The organism is Buttiauxella noackiae (genome assembly GCF_000737905.1).
GTDB classification, from domain to species: Bacteria; Pseudomonadota; Gammaproteobacteria; order Enterobacterales; family Enterobacteriaceae; genus Buttiauxella; species Buttiauxella noackiae.
Genome location: NZ_JPRU01000001.1, coordinates 843,904 through 861,048 on the forward strand (window position 1 = coordinate 843,904; position 17,145 = coordinate 861,048).

Here is a 17,145-nt window from a genome sequence, read left to right on the forward strand (position 1 = left end):
GTGCCAGAAGGATGCGCTATGAAACCCAAGTCGATGACTCTCTATGATGTGGCGAAACATGCCAATGTTTCCTATCAGACCGTTTCGCGGGTTATCAATCAGGCAGAGCACGTTTCTGATAAAACGCGCCGTAAAGTAGAAGTAGCGATGCAGGCACTGAACTACGTTCCTAACCGGGTGGCGCAGCAACTGGCCGGGAAACTAAGCCACACGATTGGGCTTGTGACCAGCAACTTGTCCCTTCACGCTCCATCGCAAATCGCAGCCGCCATTAAGTCTCAGGCCAGCAAACTCCACTTTAACGTGGTGATATCGATGATTGAGCAGCCTGATTTGAGCGCCTGCAAAGGTGCTGTGAATAGCCTGCTTTCCCAGCGAGTTGATGGGCTAATTGTGAATATTCCTCTGGAAGATGACCAGGTTCGCGCTATCACTGAAATGTGCGGCAATGTGCCGGTATTGTTCCTCGATGTATCCCCGGATCTCAATACCCACAGCATCACATTTGATGCCACCACCGGCACACAGTTGGCCGTGACTCATCTCGTCCAGCGAGGCCACCAGCATATTGCTTTGTTAAGCGGACCTTTGACCTCTGTTTCAGCCCGTCTGCGCCAGGAAGGGTGGCAACAGGCTCTGGCACAGCACCACCTGAAGGCTGTCGCGCAATTGCAGGGAGACTGGAGTTCAATCTCCGGTTATCTTCAGACACTGGCGCTCATTAGTACGGGAGCGAAGTTTACCGCCCTGGTGGTCGCCAACGATCAAATGGCGTTAGGCGCATTACGTGCGCTCAATGAGTCAGGCTTATCCGTTCCAGGGCAAGTCTCAGTGGTGGGTTATGACGATACCGAAGATAGCGCCTGTTTTATCCCGCCGCTCACCACTATCAAACAAGACTTTAAAGCACTGGGGAATACCAGTGTTGACCAACTGATTGCCCAAATCCACGCGCCCGCTTTACCTGGCCATGCCACTATTCTTCCCGTCACGCTGATTGAGCGTAAAACGACAGCAGTACCAAATTCTGATGCCACGTCACCACAAGCCCTGGCCGACGCGCTTGCGGTACTCGCCCGCCAGGTCGCACGCCTGAAGTGATTTTTGTGAATCGCCTCACCTGAAATTGTTTTACTGCTTTACATCTGCGCAGGTAAAAAACATATTAATTAATAATTGTGAGCGCTTCGCAAAAATGTAAAGGAACATCAAATATGACTATCCGTTCGGGTTCTGTCGCTGCCACTTTGGCCGCGATTCTTGGGCGACGCGACTGGGAGAACCCAGCAGTGACGCAATTAAATCGCCTGCCTGCTCACCCGCCATTTTCCAGTTGGCGTGATGCGAGCGCCGCGCGCGACGACTCAGTATCTGATAGTTTGCACAGTCTCAACGGTGACTGGAGATTTAGCTATTTTACTCAGCCCGAAAGTGTTCCCGAAAGTTGGCTTGAGGTTGATTTAGCCGACGCTCAAATCTTACCCGTTCCATCAAACTGGCAAATGCATGGCTTTGACGCCCCGATTTATACCAACGTCACCTATCCTATTCCGGTTACACCGCCATTTGTGCCACATGACAACCCGACTGGATGTTACTCGCTCACATTTAATATCGAACAATCATGGCTTGATGAGGGGCAGACGAGGATTATTTTCGATGGTGTGAATTCGGCATTCCATCTTTGGTGTAATGGTCACTGGATAGGATATGGGCAAGATAGCCGCCTGCCCTCAGAATTCGACCTCAGTGAAGCCCTTCACTCGGGGCAGAACCGTATTACGGTCATGGTGCTGCGTTGGTGCGATGGAACTTATCTGGAAGACCAGGATATGTGGCGGATGAGCGGTATTTTCCGTGACGTCACATTGCTGCATAAACCCGCCATTCATTTGAGCGATGTACGAATCATCTCGCATTTAAACGAAGATTTTAGCCACGCCGTGCTGGAAACAGCTGTTGCGGTAAAAGGCGACATCGACGGCCAGTTACAGGTAAAAGTGCAACTGTGGCATGGTGAAGAATGCGTGAGTGAGCGGCAACAAGCGCTGACCAGCGAGATTATTGATGAACGTGGCGCTTATAGCGACCGGACCACCGTCCGGCTCTCTGCCGCAAACCCGCAATTGTGGAGCGCCGAAATCCCCAATCTATACCGCGCTGTCGTTATTTTGTTGGATAGCACAGGCGCAATAATTGAAGCCGAAGCCTATGACGTCGGTTTTCGTAAAGTCGAAATCCATCAAGGGTTATTGAAGCTCAACGGCAAACCGTTGCTGATTCGCGGCACCAATCGCCACGAGCATCATCCTGAAAATGGTCAGGTGATGGACGAAGAAACTATGCGCCGGGACATTCTGCTGATGAAGCAGCATAACTTTAACGCGGTGCGCTGCTCCCATTACCCTAACCATCCTTTGTGGTACCGCCTGTGCGACCGTTATGGCCTGTATGTGGTGGATGAGGCGAATATTGAAACCCACGGCATGGTGCCGATGAATCGCCTGAGCGACGACCCGACCTGGCTGCCCGCGATGACGGAGCGCGTCACGCGCATGGTACAACGCGACATTAATCATCCTTCCATTATCATCTGGTCGCTGGGGAATGAATCTGGTCACGGTGCGAATCACGACGCGCTTTATCGCTGGATTAAATCCGTCGATCCTTCGCGCCCAGTGCAGTATGAAGGCGGCGGAGCGAACAGCGCGGCAACCGATATTATTTGCCCGATGTATGCGCGAATCGACGAGGATCAGCCCTTCCCGGCGGTGCCAAAGTGGTCGATTAAAAAGTGGATCGGTATGCCGGACGAAACGCGCCCGCTGATTCTGTGTGAATATGCTCACGCCATGGGCAACAGCTTTGGCGGTTTCCACAAATACTGGCAGGCATTCCGCCAGCATCCGCGTCTGCAAGGCGGTTTTGTCTGGGACTGGGTGGATCAATCGCTGATTAAACACGATGAGAACGGCGAGCCGTTTTCTGCTTACGGCGGCGATTTTGGCGACAAACCGAACGATCGCCAGTTCTGCATGAACGGTCTGGTTTTTGCTGACCGCACGCCGCATCCGGCGCTATATGAAGCCCAGCAAGCGCAGCAGTTTTTCCAGTTTGAACTGAAACGCGAAGAGTCTTTGCGCCTGGAAATCACCAGCGAATATCTGTTCCGCCATAGCGATAACGAACGCCTGATTTGGCAGGTTTCGCAAGCGGGTGAACAGCTTGCTGAAGGTGAAGTGCAGCTCGATATAACACCTGAAGGCAAACAGGCGGTTATCTTCGACTCCCTGCCTGATATTACCCGCAGCGGCGATGTATGGCTGACGGTAAAAGTGCAGCAAATTAACGCCACGCCATGGTCAGAAGCCGGGCATATTTGCGCATGGGATCAGTGGCAACTCCCTGGCATTCTCACCGCAACCTCACTGCCTTTTAACGGTGAAAAACCAGAGCTGACCATTAGCCATTGCCATTTTGATGTTCGACTCGGGCTGCATCACTGGCAGTTTAATCGTGAAACGGGATTGATGAACCAGTGGTGGACCGCGCAGCAGCCTGCGTTGCTACAGCCGTTGCAGGATCAATTCACCCGTGCACCGCTGGATAACGATATTGGCGTTAGCGAAGTGACACGAATTGACCCGAACGCCTGGGTCGAGCGTTGGAAAGCAGCGGGAATGTATCAACTTGAATCCCAACTGGAAACCTGCGAAGCCGAGCAGCTTGCAAATGAAGTCCTGATTCGTACCGTTCATAGCTGGAAACATGACGGCAAAACGTTGTTTGTCAGCCACAAGAACTGGCGAATTGATTGCCAGGGTGCGCTCCACATGAGCGTGGATGTTGATGTGGCTTTTGGAACGCCGCCGCCTGCGCGCATCGGGCTGACCTGCCAGTTATCGCAAGTTCATTCCGAAGTCAGCTGGTTGGGATTAGGGCCACATGAAAACTATCCTGATCGCAAACAATCCGCCCTGTTCGATAGCTGGAAACGGCCGCTGGATGAAATGCATACGCCGTATGTTTTCCCGACCGAAAATGGCCTGCGCTGTGATACTCAACAGCTTGAGTACGGTAACAATCTCTGGAAGGGAAATTTCCACTTCAATATCAGCCGCTTTAGCCAGCAACAACTGCGCGAAACCTCGCATCGTCATCTGTTAGTTGAGGAACCTGGTAGTTGGCTAAATCTGGATGGTTTCCATATGGGCGTAGGCGGCGATGATTCCTGGAGCCCAAGCGTTTCTCCAGAATATCTGCTCGACAAACAGCATTACCACTATGAGCTGACCTGGACTCGCGACTAGTTTTTGTTTTCAGCGATGGTCTGATTATTTTTTCAGCCATCGCTTGTTATCCCTCCCTTTTGTGAAAAAGACATTAGCGTCCTTTAACATTTCTGGATAGGATCTGGCACCCGTTTTGTCATGGCGTTGAAATTATAAAAAGCCAGGCACTTGCGGGGACTTTTAACCAGGAGACAGGGGTAACATGAACACAACGCAAAAAACCGAAGCGGAAAAGCACGCGGCTAAACGGCGCTGGCTGAATTCGCACGATTCCGGGTACCACAAGGCAATGGGTAATCGCCAGGTGCAGATGATTGCCATCGGCGGCGCGATTGGTACAGGCCTCTTTTTGGGTGCCGGTGCGCGCCTGCAAATGGCTGGCCCCGCACTGGCGCTGGTGTATCTGGTCTGCGGCATCTTTTCTTTCTTTATTTTACGCGCACTAGGCGAATTGGTTCTTCATCGCCCTTCGAGCGGCAGTTTCGTCTCTTATGCACGCGAGTTCCTCGGTGAAAAAGCCTCCTACGTGGCTGGCTGGATGTACTTTGTTAACTGGGCAATGACGGGCATTGTCGATATCACCGCCGTGGCACTTTATATGCACTATTGGGGCGCTTTTGGCGATGTGCCACAGTGGGTGTTTGCTCTCGGTGCGCTTGGTATTGTCGGCACCATGAATATGATTGGTGTGAAGTGGTTTGCTGAAATGGAGTTCTGGTTCGCGCTGATCAAAGTCCTCGCTATCGTTGCCTTTTTGGTGGTCGGGACTGTGTTCCTCGGCAGCGGAAAAACGCTCGACGGCAACACGACAGGCTTCCATTTAATTACCGATAACGGCGGTTTCTTCCCACATGGCCTGCTGCCTGCGCTGGTACTTATCCAGGGCGTGGTGTTTGCCTTTGCTTCTATCGAACTGGTGGGTACTGCCGCAGGCGAATGCAAAGACCCGCAGACAATGGTGCCAAAAGCGATTAACAGCGTTATCTGGCGTATCGGCCTGTTTTACGTCGGCTCCGTAACATTGCTGGTTTTATTGCTACCCTGGACGGCTTATCAGGCAGGGCAAAGCCCATTTGTGACGTTTTTCTCTAAACTTGGCGTACCGTATATCGGCGACATCATGAATATGGTGGTGCTGACGGCGGCGCTTTCGAGCCTGAACTCTGGCCTCTATTCCACCGGGCGTATTTTACGTTCGATGTCGATGGGCGGTTCAGCGCCTGAGTTCATGTCGAAAATGAGTAAGCAGCAAGTGCCTTATGCCGGCATTCTGGTCACCCTTGGGATTTATGTGATTGGCGTAGTGCTGAACTACCTTGTGCCTTCGCAGGTCTTTGAGATTGTGCTTAACGTCGCCTCGCTGGGCATTATCTCTTCCTGGGCGTTTATCATGGTTTGCCAGATGCGCTTACGCAAAGCGATTAAAGAAGGCAAAGCGGCTGACGTCAGCTTTAAATTACCCGGCGCGCCCTTTACTTCATGGTTGACGCTGTTATTCCTGTTCAGCGTGCTGGTACTGATGGCCTTCGATTATCCCAACGGAACCTACACTATCGCTTCAATTCCGTTGATTGCCGTCGTTCTGGTGTTGGGCTGGTTCGGGACACGTAAGCGTGTGCATGAACTGGCGCATAAAGAAGATGGCTCTATGCAGTAAACTTTAAAACTCCAGGCCGGATTAGCATTAGCGACATCCGGCATTAATTTTACAGCGACCCACTGAATACAACCGGCCCGGTTGGCTGCCCGGTTGGTGAACCACCCTGCGGCTCCAGACTGATAGCAATCGTCGTGCCTGGAGACAAGGCCACGTTGCCCGTAGTGAGTTGAGTAGACTGGCTGGCGTTAACCAGGCCAAGTGAAATCGGTTTTGCCCCCGAAGGTATCGCCCATAGCTGCAAGCTGTTGTTGGCCGCAATCTCGCGCGGTTGCACCGGAACTAACTGCAATGTTTTGCGTTCGCTATCTGCATTAACAATCCATTGCCCTTTTGTTGCATCACTACTGTTTAACACCACCAGCGGTGCGAGTTCTGGCGAACGGCTGGTGAAATACGGCACCAGCACGATAGCGGCAAGCCCGGCAGCGAGCGCCCATCCGAGGTAATTCCAGTTCCATATTGAAGCAGTCGTTTTTTGCGGCGGCAGGCTAAGCTCTAATTTTTTCCATACCCGCTCCGGCGGAATCTGTGGCTGTGTGCTGTTTTCAAATGGTGCCAGCAAGGTTTGCCAACGCCCAAGTTGTTGTGCCAGTTCTTGTTCCTGCGCCAGGCGTTTTTCAAAATGCAGACGCGCATTCCCACGCAGCGTGCCCAGGGCATACTGTGCGCTCAATGCATTGTCGATATCTTGTCTGCTTTTCATAATCCTACGCAGTCCTTAAGGTGATCCAGCGCCCGGCGCACCCAGCTTTTTACCGTGCCAAGCGGCTGATGCAACCAGGTCGCAATTTCACTGTGAGACATGCCCTGATAGTAAGCCAACACCACGCTTTGCCGCTGATCCGCAGGCAGGTGCGCCAGGCACTCCGTGAGCTTGTCGACTTGCTTATCGTCATGCTGATTTTCTTCACTTTGATAACTCGTCCCTGGCGTATAGTCGGTTAGTTCTTCTTCCAGCTCACCGCTGCGCGCAGGGCCACTTCTTAGCCAATCGATACAACGATTGCGCACAATATGCGTAAGCCAGGTCATAGGGGAGCTATAGGCAGGGTCATACGTTGCAGCACGATTCCAGACGGCAAGAAAACTGTCATGCAGGACTTCTTCGGCCCATGAAGAGCGGCGCAACATACGCAACGCTACCGGGAAAAGCATCGGTGACGTCTGGCGATATAGTTGTTCAAAGGCTCCTCGATCGCCACCGGCAATCGCCTTAACCAGCGCTACCTGTTGTTGAACCTGCTTGTTGTCCATATCTGCCCTGATTGAAGTGTGAGTGGACGCAGGCCGCGCGCACTCACACCGAGTATAGACAGGATTTATTTAGGCATCAGGACAGTATCAATAACGTCAATTACACCGTTTTTCTGATTTATGTCATAAGTACTGATATTGGCGATATTTCCCTGGGCATCTTTCAACTGGATGTTGTGCGGGCCGTTGCTCATTATCCACAAAGGCTGCCCATTCACGGTTTTCAATTCCGCATGGCCACCACCCGCTTTAATTTTTTTCTCGAGTTGTTTCATATCGTATTTTCCCGCCACAACGTGATAAGTCAGTATGTTGGTCAGTACCGCTTTGTTTTCCGGCTTCACCAGATTCTCAACCGTCCCGGCGGGCAGTTTGGCAAACGCTGCATTGGTCGGCGCGAACACGGTAAATGGCCCGGTTCCCTGTAGTGTGTCGACCAGACCTGCCGCTTTCACGGCGGCAACCAGCGTCGTGTGGTCTTTAGAGTTGAGCGCATTTTCAACGATATTTTTCGAAGGGTACATTGCCGCGCCGCCAACCATCACGGAGTCTGACATCACGGCAGCCATGCCGGCAGCACTAAACAGTAGCGAGGTAGAGATCGCAGCAGTAAGGATTTTGTTCATGGTTATTTCCTCATCAAGTCAGGAGCACGTTGTTGGCTCACACTCTGATATACGAACGAGGAAACGAACTGGATGCAGGGAAATGAAAATATTTTTTCTGATTAACTAAACCTGACTCCCCGCCGCGCAAATACTCGCGAAACACTTTTAGCGATAAAAACTTGCGTTAACGTTATGTGCCGTTAACACTTTTCAAACATTCATCACAAGTATTAACATACACGCTTGAATGTTCCAGATGGTTCGTCCGGAACGTAAAATGCTCCCACCAGTGAAAATGTCTGATGAAAATTGTGCACCATGGAAAGATTTCTCTCCCGCTGATATTAACTCCTGCCCTGTCGTCTTTTGTCCTTCCCGTTCATGCCGCTGAGGACACGATGGTCGTTACGGCCACACAAGGCACGATTTCCGAGCTGGACACGCCAGCCGCGGTCAGCGTCGTCAATGGCGACGACATGCGCCAGGCGGCACCGCGCGTTAACCTTTCAGAAAGCCTGAGCAGCGTGCCGGGTCTTCAGGTTCAGAATCGCCAGAACTATGCGCAAGATTTACAGCTTTCGGTGCGCGGATTTGGTTCTCGTTCCACCTATGGTGTGCGCGGCATAAGAATGTATGTCGATGGTATTCCTGCCACCATGCCTGACGGCCAGGGGCAAACCTCAAATATCGATATTAACAGCGTTGAAAGCATTGAAGTGTTACGCGGTCCCTTCTCGGCGCTTTACGGCAATGCGTCGGGCGGCGTAATTAACGTTAACACCACCACCGGCACACAACCGCCGACCTTTGAAGCCAGCAGTTATTACGGCAGTTTCGGAAGCTGGCGCAACAGCATTAAAGCAACCGGTGCCACGGGCGATGGCACTCATGCCGGTGATGTCGATTACGCCGTTTCCGCTTCACGCTTTACCACTCATGGTTATCGCGACCACAGCAGCGCCCAGAAAAATCTCGGCAACGCAAAGCTTGGTGTACGTCTCAATGAAGCAAGTAAATTAACGCTGCTGCTTAATAGCGTGGATATTGATGCCAACGATCCGGGCGGGTTAACTGAACAAGAATGGCGCAATGACCCGACTCAGGCTCCTCGCGCCGAACAGTACAATACCCGCAAGACCACCAAACAGACTCAGGCTGGCCTGCGCTACGACAGGCAGTTAACCGCCAATGATGATTTAAGTGTCATGACCTATGCGGGGGTGCGCGAAACTACGCAATATCAGTCTATTCCTGTCGCCCCGGAGTTAAATCCGACCCATCCGGGTGGAGTGATTTCACTTTCACGCCATTACCAAGGGATAGATTCTCGCTGGACGCACCGCGGCAATCTTCTGTCTGTGCCGGTGACGTTAACCTCCGGGCTTGATTACGAAACCATGTCGGAAAAGCGCAAAGGGTTTGAAAACTTTGTGATAGAAAACGGCACCACGGTTTTAGGCGAGAAAGGCGATCTGCGCCGTGATGAACGCAACCTGATGTGGAACGTTGACCCGTATCTACAAACTGCCTGGCAACTCACCGATAAACTGAGTCTTGATGCCGGCGTGCGTTTTAGCTCAGTCTATTTCGACTCGAACGATCAATACATCAAAGGTAAAAATGGTGATGACAGCGGAGACGCGAGCTACCACAAGTGGCTACCTGCCGCCGCGTTGAAATACGCCGTGACCGATGCCTGGAATATTTACACCTCTGCAGGTCGTGGTTTTGAAACGCCGACCATCAACGAACTCTCGTATCGTGATAACGGCCAGTCAGGTTTGAATTTTGGATTAAAACCGTCCACCAGCGATACCGTAGAAATCGGCAGTAAAACGCGCGTTGGCAATAGTTTGCTTACCGCAGCACTGTTCCAGACCGATACCGATGATGAGATTGTTGCAGACCAAAGCAGTGGTGGGCGTACGACCTACAAAAACGCCGGTGAAACACGCCGCCGTGGGGTGGAGCTCTCTGCTGATAGCCAACTTGGCTACGACTGGCGCGTAAAAATGGCATGGACTTATCTCGATGCGACCTATCGCAGCAACGCATGCGGTGATGACAACTGCGAGGGGAATCGTATTCCGGGCATCGCGCGTAACATGGGGTATGCTTCGCTTGAATACACGCCGCCAGAGGGCTTCTATGCAGGAGCTGACGTGCGTTATATGAGTGATATTCAGGCCAATGATGAGAATACTGCGAAAGCACCTGCTTACACTGTCGCCTCTCTTAACAGTGGTTATAAACTGCGGATTCAGGAAAGCTGGTTATTGGATATTTGGGGCCGCGTCGATAACCTGTTTGATCGCGAATATGTGGGTTCCGTTATCGTCAATGAGGGCAACGGCCGCTACTACGAACCCGCACCGGGGCGCAATTATGGTGTGGGTGTGAACCTGAGCTACACATTCCTGTAAGTAAAAAAAACGGAACCACATCAGGTTCCGTTTTTATTTGGTGCAGGAGATGAATTACTCCATCGTCGCGCCGCCGTTAAGCTTGAAGACCACGTTGACAATCATACCCTGCCCTGGCTTGCCGCTTTCGTAGCGCCATTTTTTCATCGCCAGTTTCACTTCGCGTTCGAACATATTGGCAGGTGTCGCGGAAAGAATCGTCACATTGCTCACACTACCATCTGCAGCAACATCAAACTTCACACGTACCCTGCCTTCAATGCGCAGCGCATGTGCGCGGGCAGGATACTGTGGCGAATTACGGCTAAGCGCACGCGGCCCAGTTGCAACAGGTGCTGCTGAGGCAACAGGTGCAGTGTTTGCAACCGGCGCGGGACGTGCTGGTGCGGTGTTAGTTACCGGCGCAGTCGGACGCGGTTCAAACGGTTTTACTTCGCGCTTCGGCTCTTCAACCTTTTTCACCGGCTTCGGTTTTGGCTTAGGTTTTGGTTTCGGTTCTGGCTTATGAATGACAACTGGCGCCTCTTTCGGCGGCTCAGGGATCGGTTCAGGCTCAGGTTCCGGTTCAGCTACCGGCTCTGGCGGTGGCTGAACAACTTCAGGTTGCGGAGGTTCAAGCTCAGCCGGAGTCACCATAGTGATACTGATAGGCTGTGCAGGTGCTGGCAACTCAACAACCTGATGATGTACCGAGGTATAGAGAGCCGCCGCGACAATAGCACCATGAAGTACGACAGAGAGTGCGGTCGGCCATGGAAAGCGGCGGCGAGGTAAATCAAGGGTCATTGACGTCATAATGTCTTAGGTCTCTTAAACAGGCGTCAATTTTAAATGCAAATAGCAATCATATTCAACAACGCATCGAACAAAGTCGCTCATTTTCCTACCAGGCGCTCTATTTTCCCACATTCAACGTAGCGATTTAACATCTTGTTAATACACAACAGATTTCAAGTTGCAGTCTTAGCTCCATTCACTTACCGTGTTTTACATATCTCATATCTATAAGGAGTGCTGCACGTGCTGTATGTCATTTATGCGGAAGATAATGCCGACTCTCTCGAAAAACGCACGGCTGTGCGCCCTGCTCACCTGGCCCGCCTACAACTTTTACGCGACGAAGGTCGCCTGTTAACTGCCGGGCCTATGCCTGCTGTCGACAGTAACGATCCGGGTGCAGCGGGTTTTACCGGTTCAACGGTAATTGCCGAGTTTGCATCTCTTGAAGATGCGCAAGCATGGGCTGAAGCAGATCCTTATATTGCGGCGGGTGTGTATAAACAGGTGGCAATCAAGCCATTCAAAAAGGTATTCTGATTCAACTATTAGTACGGTGAATAAAGTTATCAGGAAATTTTTATGGATTTGTTTGATGAGTCTTATGAGCGCCACAAGCAATCTGTGGGTAATCAGGAAGCACGCTGGAACGCCTGGCTTGCCAAACATCCGTTGGTGATTGTCGCGGCGGCATCGGTTACTGTGCTGATTATTTTACTGGCAATGCATTTCTCGTAAGACCGGGATTCTAGAAGATTTTGATGATACTGGGCACCGCAAGCGGTGCCCTTTTCTTTACGACGCCCATTGATCGTGAATGGCAAACAGCAAGGAGTTACGCTGGCGGTTTGTCTGGCACTTTCTGATGGCGTGAATGCGCATGTTACGGCGTGACTGACCTTCCAGCCAACGCGATCTGCGCCGTTGTGTCTGACGAAGCATACGCCAACGCCCGACCTCAGTTCTACTACGCCTCATTTTTACGACTCAGGTTGCATGTAAGACGCGCCATTATAGTGTCTTCTTCACGCCAGACCAGCCGTTTTACGATTATACCCGTCATACTTAAAGTTGTTGGTGCGCAGCCTTCCTACAACTCAAATGATTTTGGGTATAGTTTTAGTGTCAACCTCTGGCGGTTGTGCGTAAACTCAAAAGCATACGGTTTCTAAAGGATTTTTGAACTATGACAACCTTCTATACAGTCGTTAGTTGGCTGATCATTTTAGGTTATTGGCTTCTAATAGCAGGCGTAACGCTGCGAATTTTAATGAAGCGCCGCGCAGTTCCTTCAGCCATGGCATGGCTGCTGATTATTTATATTCTTCCGCTGGTAGGGATAATCGCCTACCTCTCATTTGGTGAGTTGCATCTGGGCAAACGTCGCGCCGAACGCGCACGAGCTATGTGGCCATCAACCGCAAAATGGCTTAACGATCTTAAAAGCTGCAAACATATTTTTGCTGAAGAAAACAGCGAGGTTGCGACATCGTTATTCCAGTTATGTGAACGCCGCCAGGGAATTGGCGGTGTCAAAGGCAATCAGTTGCAACTACTCACGACCTCTGATGAAACGATGCATGCGTTAATTCGTGATATCCAGTTGGCTCGCCATAATATCGAGATGGTGTTCTACATCTGGCAGCCCGGAGGTTTAGCCGATCAAGTGGCTGAGTCCCTGATGGCCGCGGCTCGCCGTGGCATCCATTGCCGTTTAATGCTCGACTCGGCAGGAAGCGTAGCCTTCTTCCGCAGCCCGTGGGCAAATATGATGCGTAATGCCGGTGTCGAAGTCGTTGAAGCGCTCAAAGTTAATTTGATGCGTGTGTTCTTGCGCCGCATGGATTTACGTCAGCATCGGAAGATGGTGATGATTGATAACTACATCGCCTATACAGGCAGTATGAATCTCGTCGACCCACGCTTCTTTAAACAGGATGCAGGTGTTGGGCAATGGGTTGATTTAATGGCTCGTATGGAAGGACCGGTCGCGACCGCGATGGGCATTGTTTATTCCTGTGACTGGGAAATTGAGACAGGTAAACGGATTTTACCACCGGCCCCAGACGCAAATATTATGCCGTTTGAAGAAGCCAGCGGTCATACAATTCACACGATTGCTTCAGGCCCAGGTTTCCCGGAAGATTTAATTCACCAGGCATTGCTAACATCTGTTTATGCCGCGCGTGAATATTTGATTATGACGACCCCTTACTTCGTGCCGAGCGATGATTTACTTCACGCAATTTGTACCGCTGCGCAACGTGGCGTTGATGTGAGTATTATCGTTCCTCACAAGAATGATTCGTTGCTGGTGGGCTGGGCAAGCCGCGCATTCTTTACCGAACTTCTGGCGGCTGGTGTGAAAATTTATCAGTTCGAAGGTGGCTTGCTGCATACCAAGAGCGTCCTAGTCGATGGACAACTCAGTCTGGTAGGCACGGTGAATCTGGATATGCGTAGCCTTTGGCTCAATTTCGAGATAACTCTGGTTATCGACGACTCCGGTTTTGCCAGCGACCTTGCCGCCGTTCAAGACGATTATATCTCCCGCTCACGGCTGGTTGATCTACGCTTGTGGTTGAAACGCCCAATGTGGCAACGCGTGGTAGAGCGACTGTTTTACTTCTTTAGCCCGTTGCTGTAAAACGTGGCGCATCAGCACTCGATAAGTGGAAAATGAGATGGAAATGGATCTGAACAATCGCCTGACAGAAGATGAAACTCTCGAGCAGGCGTACGATATTTTTCTGGAACTGGCGGTAGATAACCTCGACCCGGCAGATGTGATTTTATTTAACCTGCAATTTGAAGAGCGTGGCGGTGCCGAGCTTTTTGACCCAGCTGAAGACTGGCAGGAACATGTAGATTTCGACCTGAACCCTGACTTTTTCGCCGAAGTCGTGATTGGCCTTGCCGACACGGACGGTGGCGAAATCAACGATATTTTTGCTCGTGTGCTGTTGTGCCGCGAAAAAGATCACAAACTCTGCCATATCCTCTGGCGCGAGTGATGCTTTTAGCGCGGCACTGCTGCCGCGCTACTCTTCTTTGCCTATTAGCGGTAATCGCCCACCACACGACTTACAATACTGCGCGTTAGTCTCATGATCTTGTTGATGGCATAACGGGCATTTTCGCTCCAGCCGTTTGCGCTGTAATTCCGCCGTCATCTGCGCGGTCAAAATCCCGGTTGGGATAGCAATCACCGAGTAGCCAATCAAGATGAGTAATGACGCCACTAACCTTCCTAACGGAGTGTGAGGCGTAATATCGCCGTAACCAACTGTCGCCACCGTCACCACGGCCCAATAAACCGAAACGCCAAGACTCGTGAAGCCGTTAACGGCCCCTTCAATTCCATACATTAATGCACCAGCCGTAACTAATACGATGGCGATAAATGAATAGAATAGAATCAGTTGATGGCGGGCATTGACCACCGCGCGCCATAAGCTATTTAGTGCGGGCATTAAGCGCAGTAATTTTAGAATACGCAAAACGCGAACCGCCCGCATGGCGCGCCAGGCAAAGAAGTAGTGTATTGCCAGCTCCGGCCATAGCCACAAAACGTAGAGCGGCAGAATCGTCGCGAGATCAATAAAACCCCAGAAGCTAAACACATAACGCACTGGCTCAGGCCAGGTGAGTACGCGCAGTATGTATTCAAGGGTGAAAACCAGGGTAAAACCAATTTCGATGGCGATAAACCAGCGCCATTGCTCTGGTGTGAAAGTGACTTGATTGCCGATGCTGGATTCAATAAAAACGGTGATGACACTAAGCAGGGCCAGCAAACCCCATAATACTTCGGAGCGGCGCCCTGAGCGGGTTCGTTGGTCAAATAAAACGTGGTAACAACGTTGTCTTAAAGAACTCTTATTCCCTGTCACGAAAACCTCGCCTGTGAAAAAGGCTGGCAATATGCCAGCCCTCAAAATGATGACAAACCTCATTACGTTTACGATACGAACATATATCACCGGAAATATAACAAGGAAAATCAATTCATTGATTTTCGGCTGCTTAACTAAAAAGAAGGAAAAACCACGCTTTTTCCTTCTTTGTCAGCAATCTAAAGGCTGGCAATATGCCAGCCCTGCGAGATTATAACGGGTCAACCTTCAGACAGGAAACGGCATGCTTGAAACTGCCCTCCAGAACCGGGCGGGTTTTCGCACACTCTGGCCCTGCAATCGGGCAACGCGTACGGAATACGCAGCCTGACGGCGGGTTAATTGGCGATGGCAACTCCCCTTCAAGAAGTTGTATCGTTTTGTTTCTTTCCAGATCCGGGTCAGGAATTGGCACAGCAGACATCAATGCTTTGGTATAAGGGTGCAGCGGATTGTGGTACACCTCATCATAGGTGCCCAACTCAACTGCATGGCCCAGATACATCACCAGAACACGGTCAGAGATGTGTTTTACCACTGCCAAATCGTGCGCGATGAAGATAAGGGAAAGCCCCATTTCACGTTGCAGTTTTTGCAGCAGATTCACAACCTGAGCCTGGATTGACACGTCGAGCGCGGAAACCGGTTCGTCACAGATAATCAGTTTTGGCTCGAGGATCAGCGCTCGAGCAATCCCGATACGCTGACACTGGCCACCTGAAAATTCGTGCGGGTAACGGTTGATGAGGTTTGGCAACAAGCCTACTTTCATCATCATCGCTTTTACACGATCACGAACTTCCTGGCGTGGCATTTTCGGGTGATAAGTGCGCAGCGGCTCAGCGATAATATCGCCGATATTCATACGCGGGTTTAGGGACGCCAACGGGTCCTGGAAAATCATCTGGATGTCGCTACGCACTTCGCGCCACTCGTCCTGATTCATGCCCAGCAAATCTTTACCCAGCCATGCTACGCGGCCTTCTGTCGCTTTCACCAGGCCAATGATCGCGCGGGCAAAAGTCGATTTCCCACAGCCAGATTCCCCTACCACACCCAGCGTTTCGCCTTCGTATAAACGCAGCGTCACGCCATCAACCGCTTTCAGGGTTTTAGAAGGTTGCCAGAACCACTGTTTACCGTCTTTGATATCAAAGTGAACTTTAAGATCGGCGATTTCTAAGAGGACTTTTTTCTCTTCTGTCACGGCGTTCATACTAACTCCTCCACTGGCTTAAAGCAGGCGCGTAAGCGGCCTTCGCCAAATTGTTCCAGCGGCGGTGCCGTGTTACAGATTTCCATCGCATGCGGGCAACGAGGCTGGAACGGGCAACCTTTCGGCAAACGCAACAGGTTTGGTGGATTGCCAGGAATAGTCAGCAGAGATTCACCTTCAGCATCCAGACGCGGTACCGCATTCAGCAGGCCGATAGAATACGGGTGAACCGGGTTGTAAAACACATCTCGAGCCTGACCATACTCCATAGTACGCCCGGCATACATCACCAGTACTTTGTCGCAAATGCCGGCAACAACCCCCAGATCGTGGGTGATCATGATAATCGCAGTGTTGAACTCACGCTTAAGATCGTTCAGCAGCGTCATGATTTGCGCCTGAACGGTAACGTCCAGTGCAGTCGTTGGTTCATCGGCAATCAGCAGTTTTGGACGGCACAGTAAAGCCATGGCAATCATTACGCGCTGGCGCATACCGCCGGAAAACTCATGCGGGAACATACGCATGCGTTTACGTGCTTCAGGCATTTTAACTGCGTCGAGCATACGAACAGATTCTTCAAACGCTTCTGCTTTGCCCAATTTCTTGTGCAACATCAGCACTTCCATCAACTGCTCACCTACACGCATGTAAGGGTTCAGCGAGGTCATTGGGTCCTGGAAGATCATCGAAATCTGTTCTGCACGCAGGCGGTTAAGCTGGTTTTCTGGCAGATTCAGGATCTCTTTGCCATTAAACTTCGCTGAGCCGCCAATACGGCCATTCGCCGCCAGCAACCCCATCAAAGCAAAAGCCGTTTGCGATTTACCGGAACCGGACTCGCCCACAATGCCCAGCGTTTCACCTGCTCGCAGGCTGAAATTCAGATCGTTTACCGCTGTAACATCACCGTCTGGCGTACCGAAGGTGACGCGCAGATCTTTTACGTCTAACAACGTAGAAGCCTGGCTCAGTGGAGTAACCACCGCAGGATTTTCAATTGTGCTCATCGCGGCACT

General features: G+C 51.2%; 16 protein-coding genes. 8 read left to right on the forward strand and 8 right to left on the reverse strand.

Features of this window, described 5'->3' with window-relative positions:
* Positions 1-18: 18 nt before the first annotated feature.
* From IX31_RS03765 to ansP, 3 genes are all read left to right on the forward strand, one after another.
* Positions 19-1,101: a LacI family DNA-binding transcriptional regulator gene (locus IX31_RS03765; RefSeq protein ID WP_034455819.1), complete on the forward strand. Its 1,083-nt coding sequence runs from the start codon at positions 19-21 to the stop codon at positions 1,099-1,101.
* A gap of 113 nt (positions 1,102-1,214) precedes the next feature.
* Positions 1,215-4,310, forward strand: a complete 3,096-nt coding sequence (locus IX31_RS03770) for a beta-galactosidase (RefSeq protein ID WP_034455820.1) — start codon at positions 1,215-1,217, stop codon at positions 4,308-4,310.
* Between the two features lie 184 nt (positions 4,311-4,494).
* Positions 4,495-5,949, forward strand: a complete 1,455-nt coding sequence (ansP, locus tag IX31_RS03775) for an L-asparagine permease (protein WP_034455821.1) — start codon at positions 4,495-4,497, stop codon at positions 5,947-5,949.
* A gap of 49 nt (positions 5,950-5,998) precedes the next feature.
* Here the strand turns inward: ansP and IX31_RS03780 are convergent, their stop codons facing one another.
* From IX31_RS03780 to IX31_RS03790, 3 genes are all read right to left on the reverse strand, one after another.
* Complete coding sequence (locus IX31_RS03780; RefSeq protein ID WP_034455822.1) at positions 5,999-6,655, reverse strand: anti-sigma factor; 657 nt, start codon at positions 6,653-6,655, stop codon at positions 5,999-6,001.
* Positions 6,652-7,206, reverse strand: a complete 555-nt coding sequence (locus IX31_RS03785) for an RNA polymerase sigma factor (protein ID WP_034455823.1) — start codon at positions 7,204-7,206, stop codon at positions 6,652-6,654. Before IX31_RS03785 ends, IX31_RS03780 begins: the two co-directional genes overlap by 4 nt.
* 65 nt (positions 7,207-7,271) lie before the next feature.
* Complete coding sequence (locus IX31_RS03790) at positions 7,272-7,832, reverse strand: fasciclin domain-containing protein (RefSeq protein WP_034455824.1); 561 nt, start codon at positions 7,830-7,832, stop codon at positions 7,272-7,274.
* A gap of 284 nt (positions 7,833-8,116) precedes the next feature.
* On the opposite strand from IX31_RS03790, the gene pqqU reads away from it, so the two are divergent.
* Positions 8,117-10,237: a TonB-dependent receptor PqqU gene (pqqU, locus tag IX31_RS03795; protein ID WP_034455825.1), complete on the forward strand. Its 2,121-nt coding sequence runs from the start codon at positions 8,117-8,119 to the stop codon at positions 10,235-10,237.
* Positions 10,238-10,291: 54 nt separating this feature from the next.
* On the opposite strand, the gene tonB is transcribed toward pqqU, so the two are convergent.
* Positions 10,292-11,032, reverse strand: a complete 741-nt coding sequence (gene tonB / locus IX31_RS03800) for a TonB system transport protein TonB (protein ID WP_072009404.1) — start codon at positions 11,030-11,032, stop codon at positions 10,292-10,294.
* A gap of 225 nt (positions 11,033-11,257) precedes the next feature.
* Between tonB and IX31_RS03805 the strand changes: the two genes are divergently transcribed.
* Both IX31_RS03805 and IX31_RS23385 read left to right on the forward strand, forming a co-directional pair.
* On the forward strand, positions 11,258-11,554 hold the full coding sequence (locus IX31_RS03805) for a YciI family protein (protein WP_034455828.1): 297 nt from the start codon (positions 11,258-11,260) through the stop codon (positions 11,552-11,554).
* A gap of 42 nt (positions 11,555-11,596) precedes the next feature.
* Positions 11,597-11,752 (forward strand): hypothetical protein, encoded by a 156-nt coding sequence (locus IX31_RS23385; RefSeq protein ID WP_154150139.1) that lies wholly within the window; start codon positions 11,597-11,599, stop codon positions 11,750-11,752.
* 57 nt (positions 11,753-11,809) lie between these two features.
* Here the strand turns inward: IX31_RS23385 and IX31_RS22175 are convergent, their stop codons facing one another.
* Entirely contained in the window at positions 11,810-11,992 is a 183-nt protein-coding gene (locus tag IX31_RS22175) for a YciY family protein (protein WP_072009405.1), read from the reverse strand.
* Between the two features lie 208 nt (positions 11,993-12,200).
* Here IX31_RS22175 and cls point away from each other — a divergent pair, with 208 nt between their 5' ends.
* Positions 12,201-13,661, forward strand: a complete 1,461-nt coding sequence (gene cls, locus IX31_RS03810) for a cardiolipin synthase (RefSeq protein WP_034455829.1) — start codon at positions 12,201-12,203, stop codon at positions 13,659-13,661.
* Positions 13,662-13,698: 37 nt separating this feature from the next.
* Positions 13,699-14,028, forward strand: a complete 330-nt coding sequence (locus IX31_RS03815; protein ID WP_034455830.1) for an HI1450 family dsDNA-mimic protein — start codon at positions 13,699-13,701, stop codon at positions 14,026-14,028.
* Positions 14,029-14,055: 27 nt separating this feature from the next.
* On the opposite strand, the gene IX31_RS03820 is transcribed toward IX31_RS03815, so the two are convergent.
* The 3 genes from IX31_RS03820 to oppD all read right to left on the reverse strand — a co-directional run bounded on the left by IX31_RS03820 (position 14,056) and on the right by oppD (position 17,136).
* Positions 14,056-14,907, reverse strand: coding sequence for an ion transporter (locus IX31_RS03820; RefSeq protein WP_034455831.1), 852 nt, complete (start codon positions 14,905-14,907; stop codon positions 14,056-14,058).
* 214 nt (positions 14,908-15,121) lie between these two features.
* Positions 15,122-16,126, reverse strand: coding sequence for a murein tripeptide/oligopeptide ABC transporter ATP-binding protein OppF (oppF, locus tag IX31_RS03830; RefSeq protein WP_034455833.1), 1,005 nt, complete (start codon positions 16,124-16,126; stop codon positions 15,122-15,124).
* A complete protein-coding gene (gene oppD / locus IX31_RS03835) occupies positions 16,123-17,136 on the reverse strand; it encodes an ABC transporter ATP-binding protein (RefSeq protein ID WP_034455834.1) in 1,014 nt (337 codons plus the stop codon). Before oppD ends, oppF begins: the two co-directional genes overlap by 4 nt.
* Positions 17,137-17,145 lie beyond the last annotated feature (9 nt).

What these genes read in the sequence shown, in the direction of transcription:
- IX31_RS03765 (WP_034455819.1), top strand. Translation starts at nt 19, where the DNA reads ATGAAACCCAAGTCGATGACTCTCTATGATGTGGCGAAACATGCCAAT.
- IX31_RS03770 (WP_034455820.1), top strand. Translation starts at nt 1,215, where the DNA reads ATGACTATCCGTTCGGGTTCTGTCGCTGCCACTTTGGCCGCGATTCTT.
- ansP (WP_034455821.1), top strand. Translation starts at nt 4,495, where the DNA reads ATGAACACAACGCAAAAAACCGAAGCGGAAAAGCACGCGGCTAAACGG.
- IX31_RS03780 (WP_034455822.1), bottom strand. Translation starts at nt 6,655, where the DNA reads ATGAAAAGCAGACAAGATATCGACAATGCATTGAGCGCACAGTATGCC.
- IX31_RS03785 (WP_034455823.1), bottom strand. Translation starts at nt 7,206, where the DNA reads ATGGACAACAAGCAGGTTCAACAACAGGTAGCGCTGGTTAAGGCGATT.
- IX31_RS03790 (WP_034455824.1), bottom strand. Translation starts at nt 7,832, where the DNA reads ATGAACAAAATCCTTACTGCTGCGATCTCTACCTCGCTACTGTTTAGT.
- pqqU (WP_034455825.1), top strand. Translation starts at nt 8,117, where the DNA reads ATGAAAATTGTGCACCATGGAAAGATTTCTCTCCCGCTGATATTAACT.
- tonB (WP_072009404.1), bottom strand. Translation starts at nt 11,032, where the DNA reads ATGACGTCAATGACCCTTGATTTACCTCGCCGCCGCTTTCCATGGCCG.
- IX31_RS23385 (WP_154150139.1), top strand. Translation starts at nt 11,597, where the DNA reads ATGGATTTGTTTGATGAGTCTTATGAGCGCCACAAGCAATCTGTGGGT.
- IX31_RS22175 (WP_072009405.1), bottom strand. Translation starts at nt 11,992, where the DNA reads ATGAGGCGTAGTAGAACTGAGGTCGGGCGTTGGCGTATGCTTCGTCAG.
- cls (WP_034455829.1), top strand. Translation starts at nt 12,201, where the DNA reads ATGACAACCTTCTATACAGTCGTTAGTTGGCTGATCATTTTAGGTTAT.
- IX31_RS03815 (WP_034455830.1), top strand. Translation starts at nt 13,699, where the DNA reads ATGGAAATGGATCTGAACAATCGCCTGACAGAAGATGAAACTCTCGAG.
- oppF (WP_034455833.1), bottom strand. Translation starts at nt 16,126, where the DNA reads ATGAACGCCGTGACAGAAGAGAAAAAAGTCCTCTTAGAAATCGCCGAT.
- oppD (WP_034455834.1), bottom strand. Translation starts at nt 17,136, where the DNA reads ATGAGCACAATTGAAAATCCTGCGGTGGTTACTCCACTGAGCCAGGCT.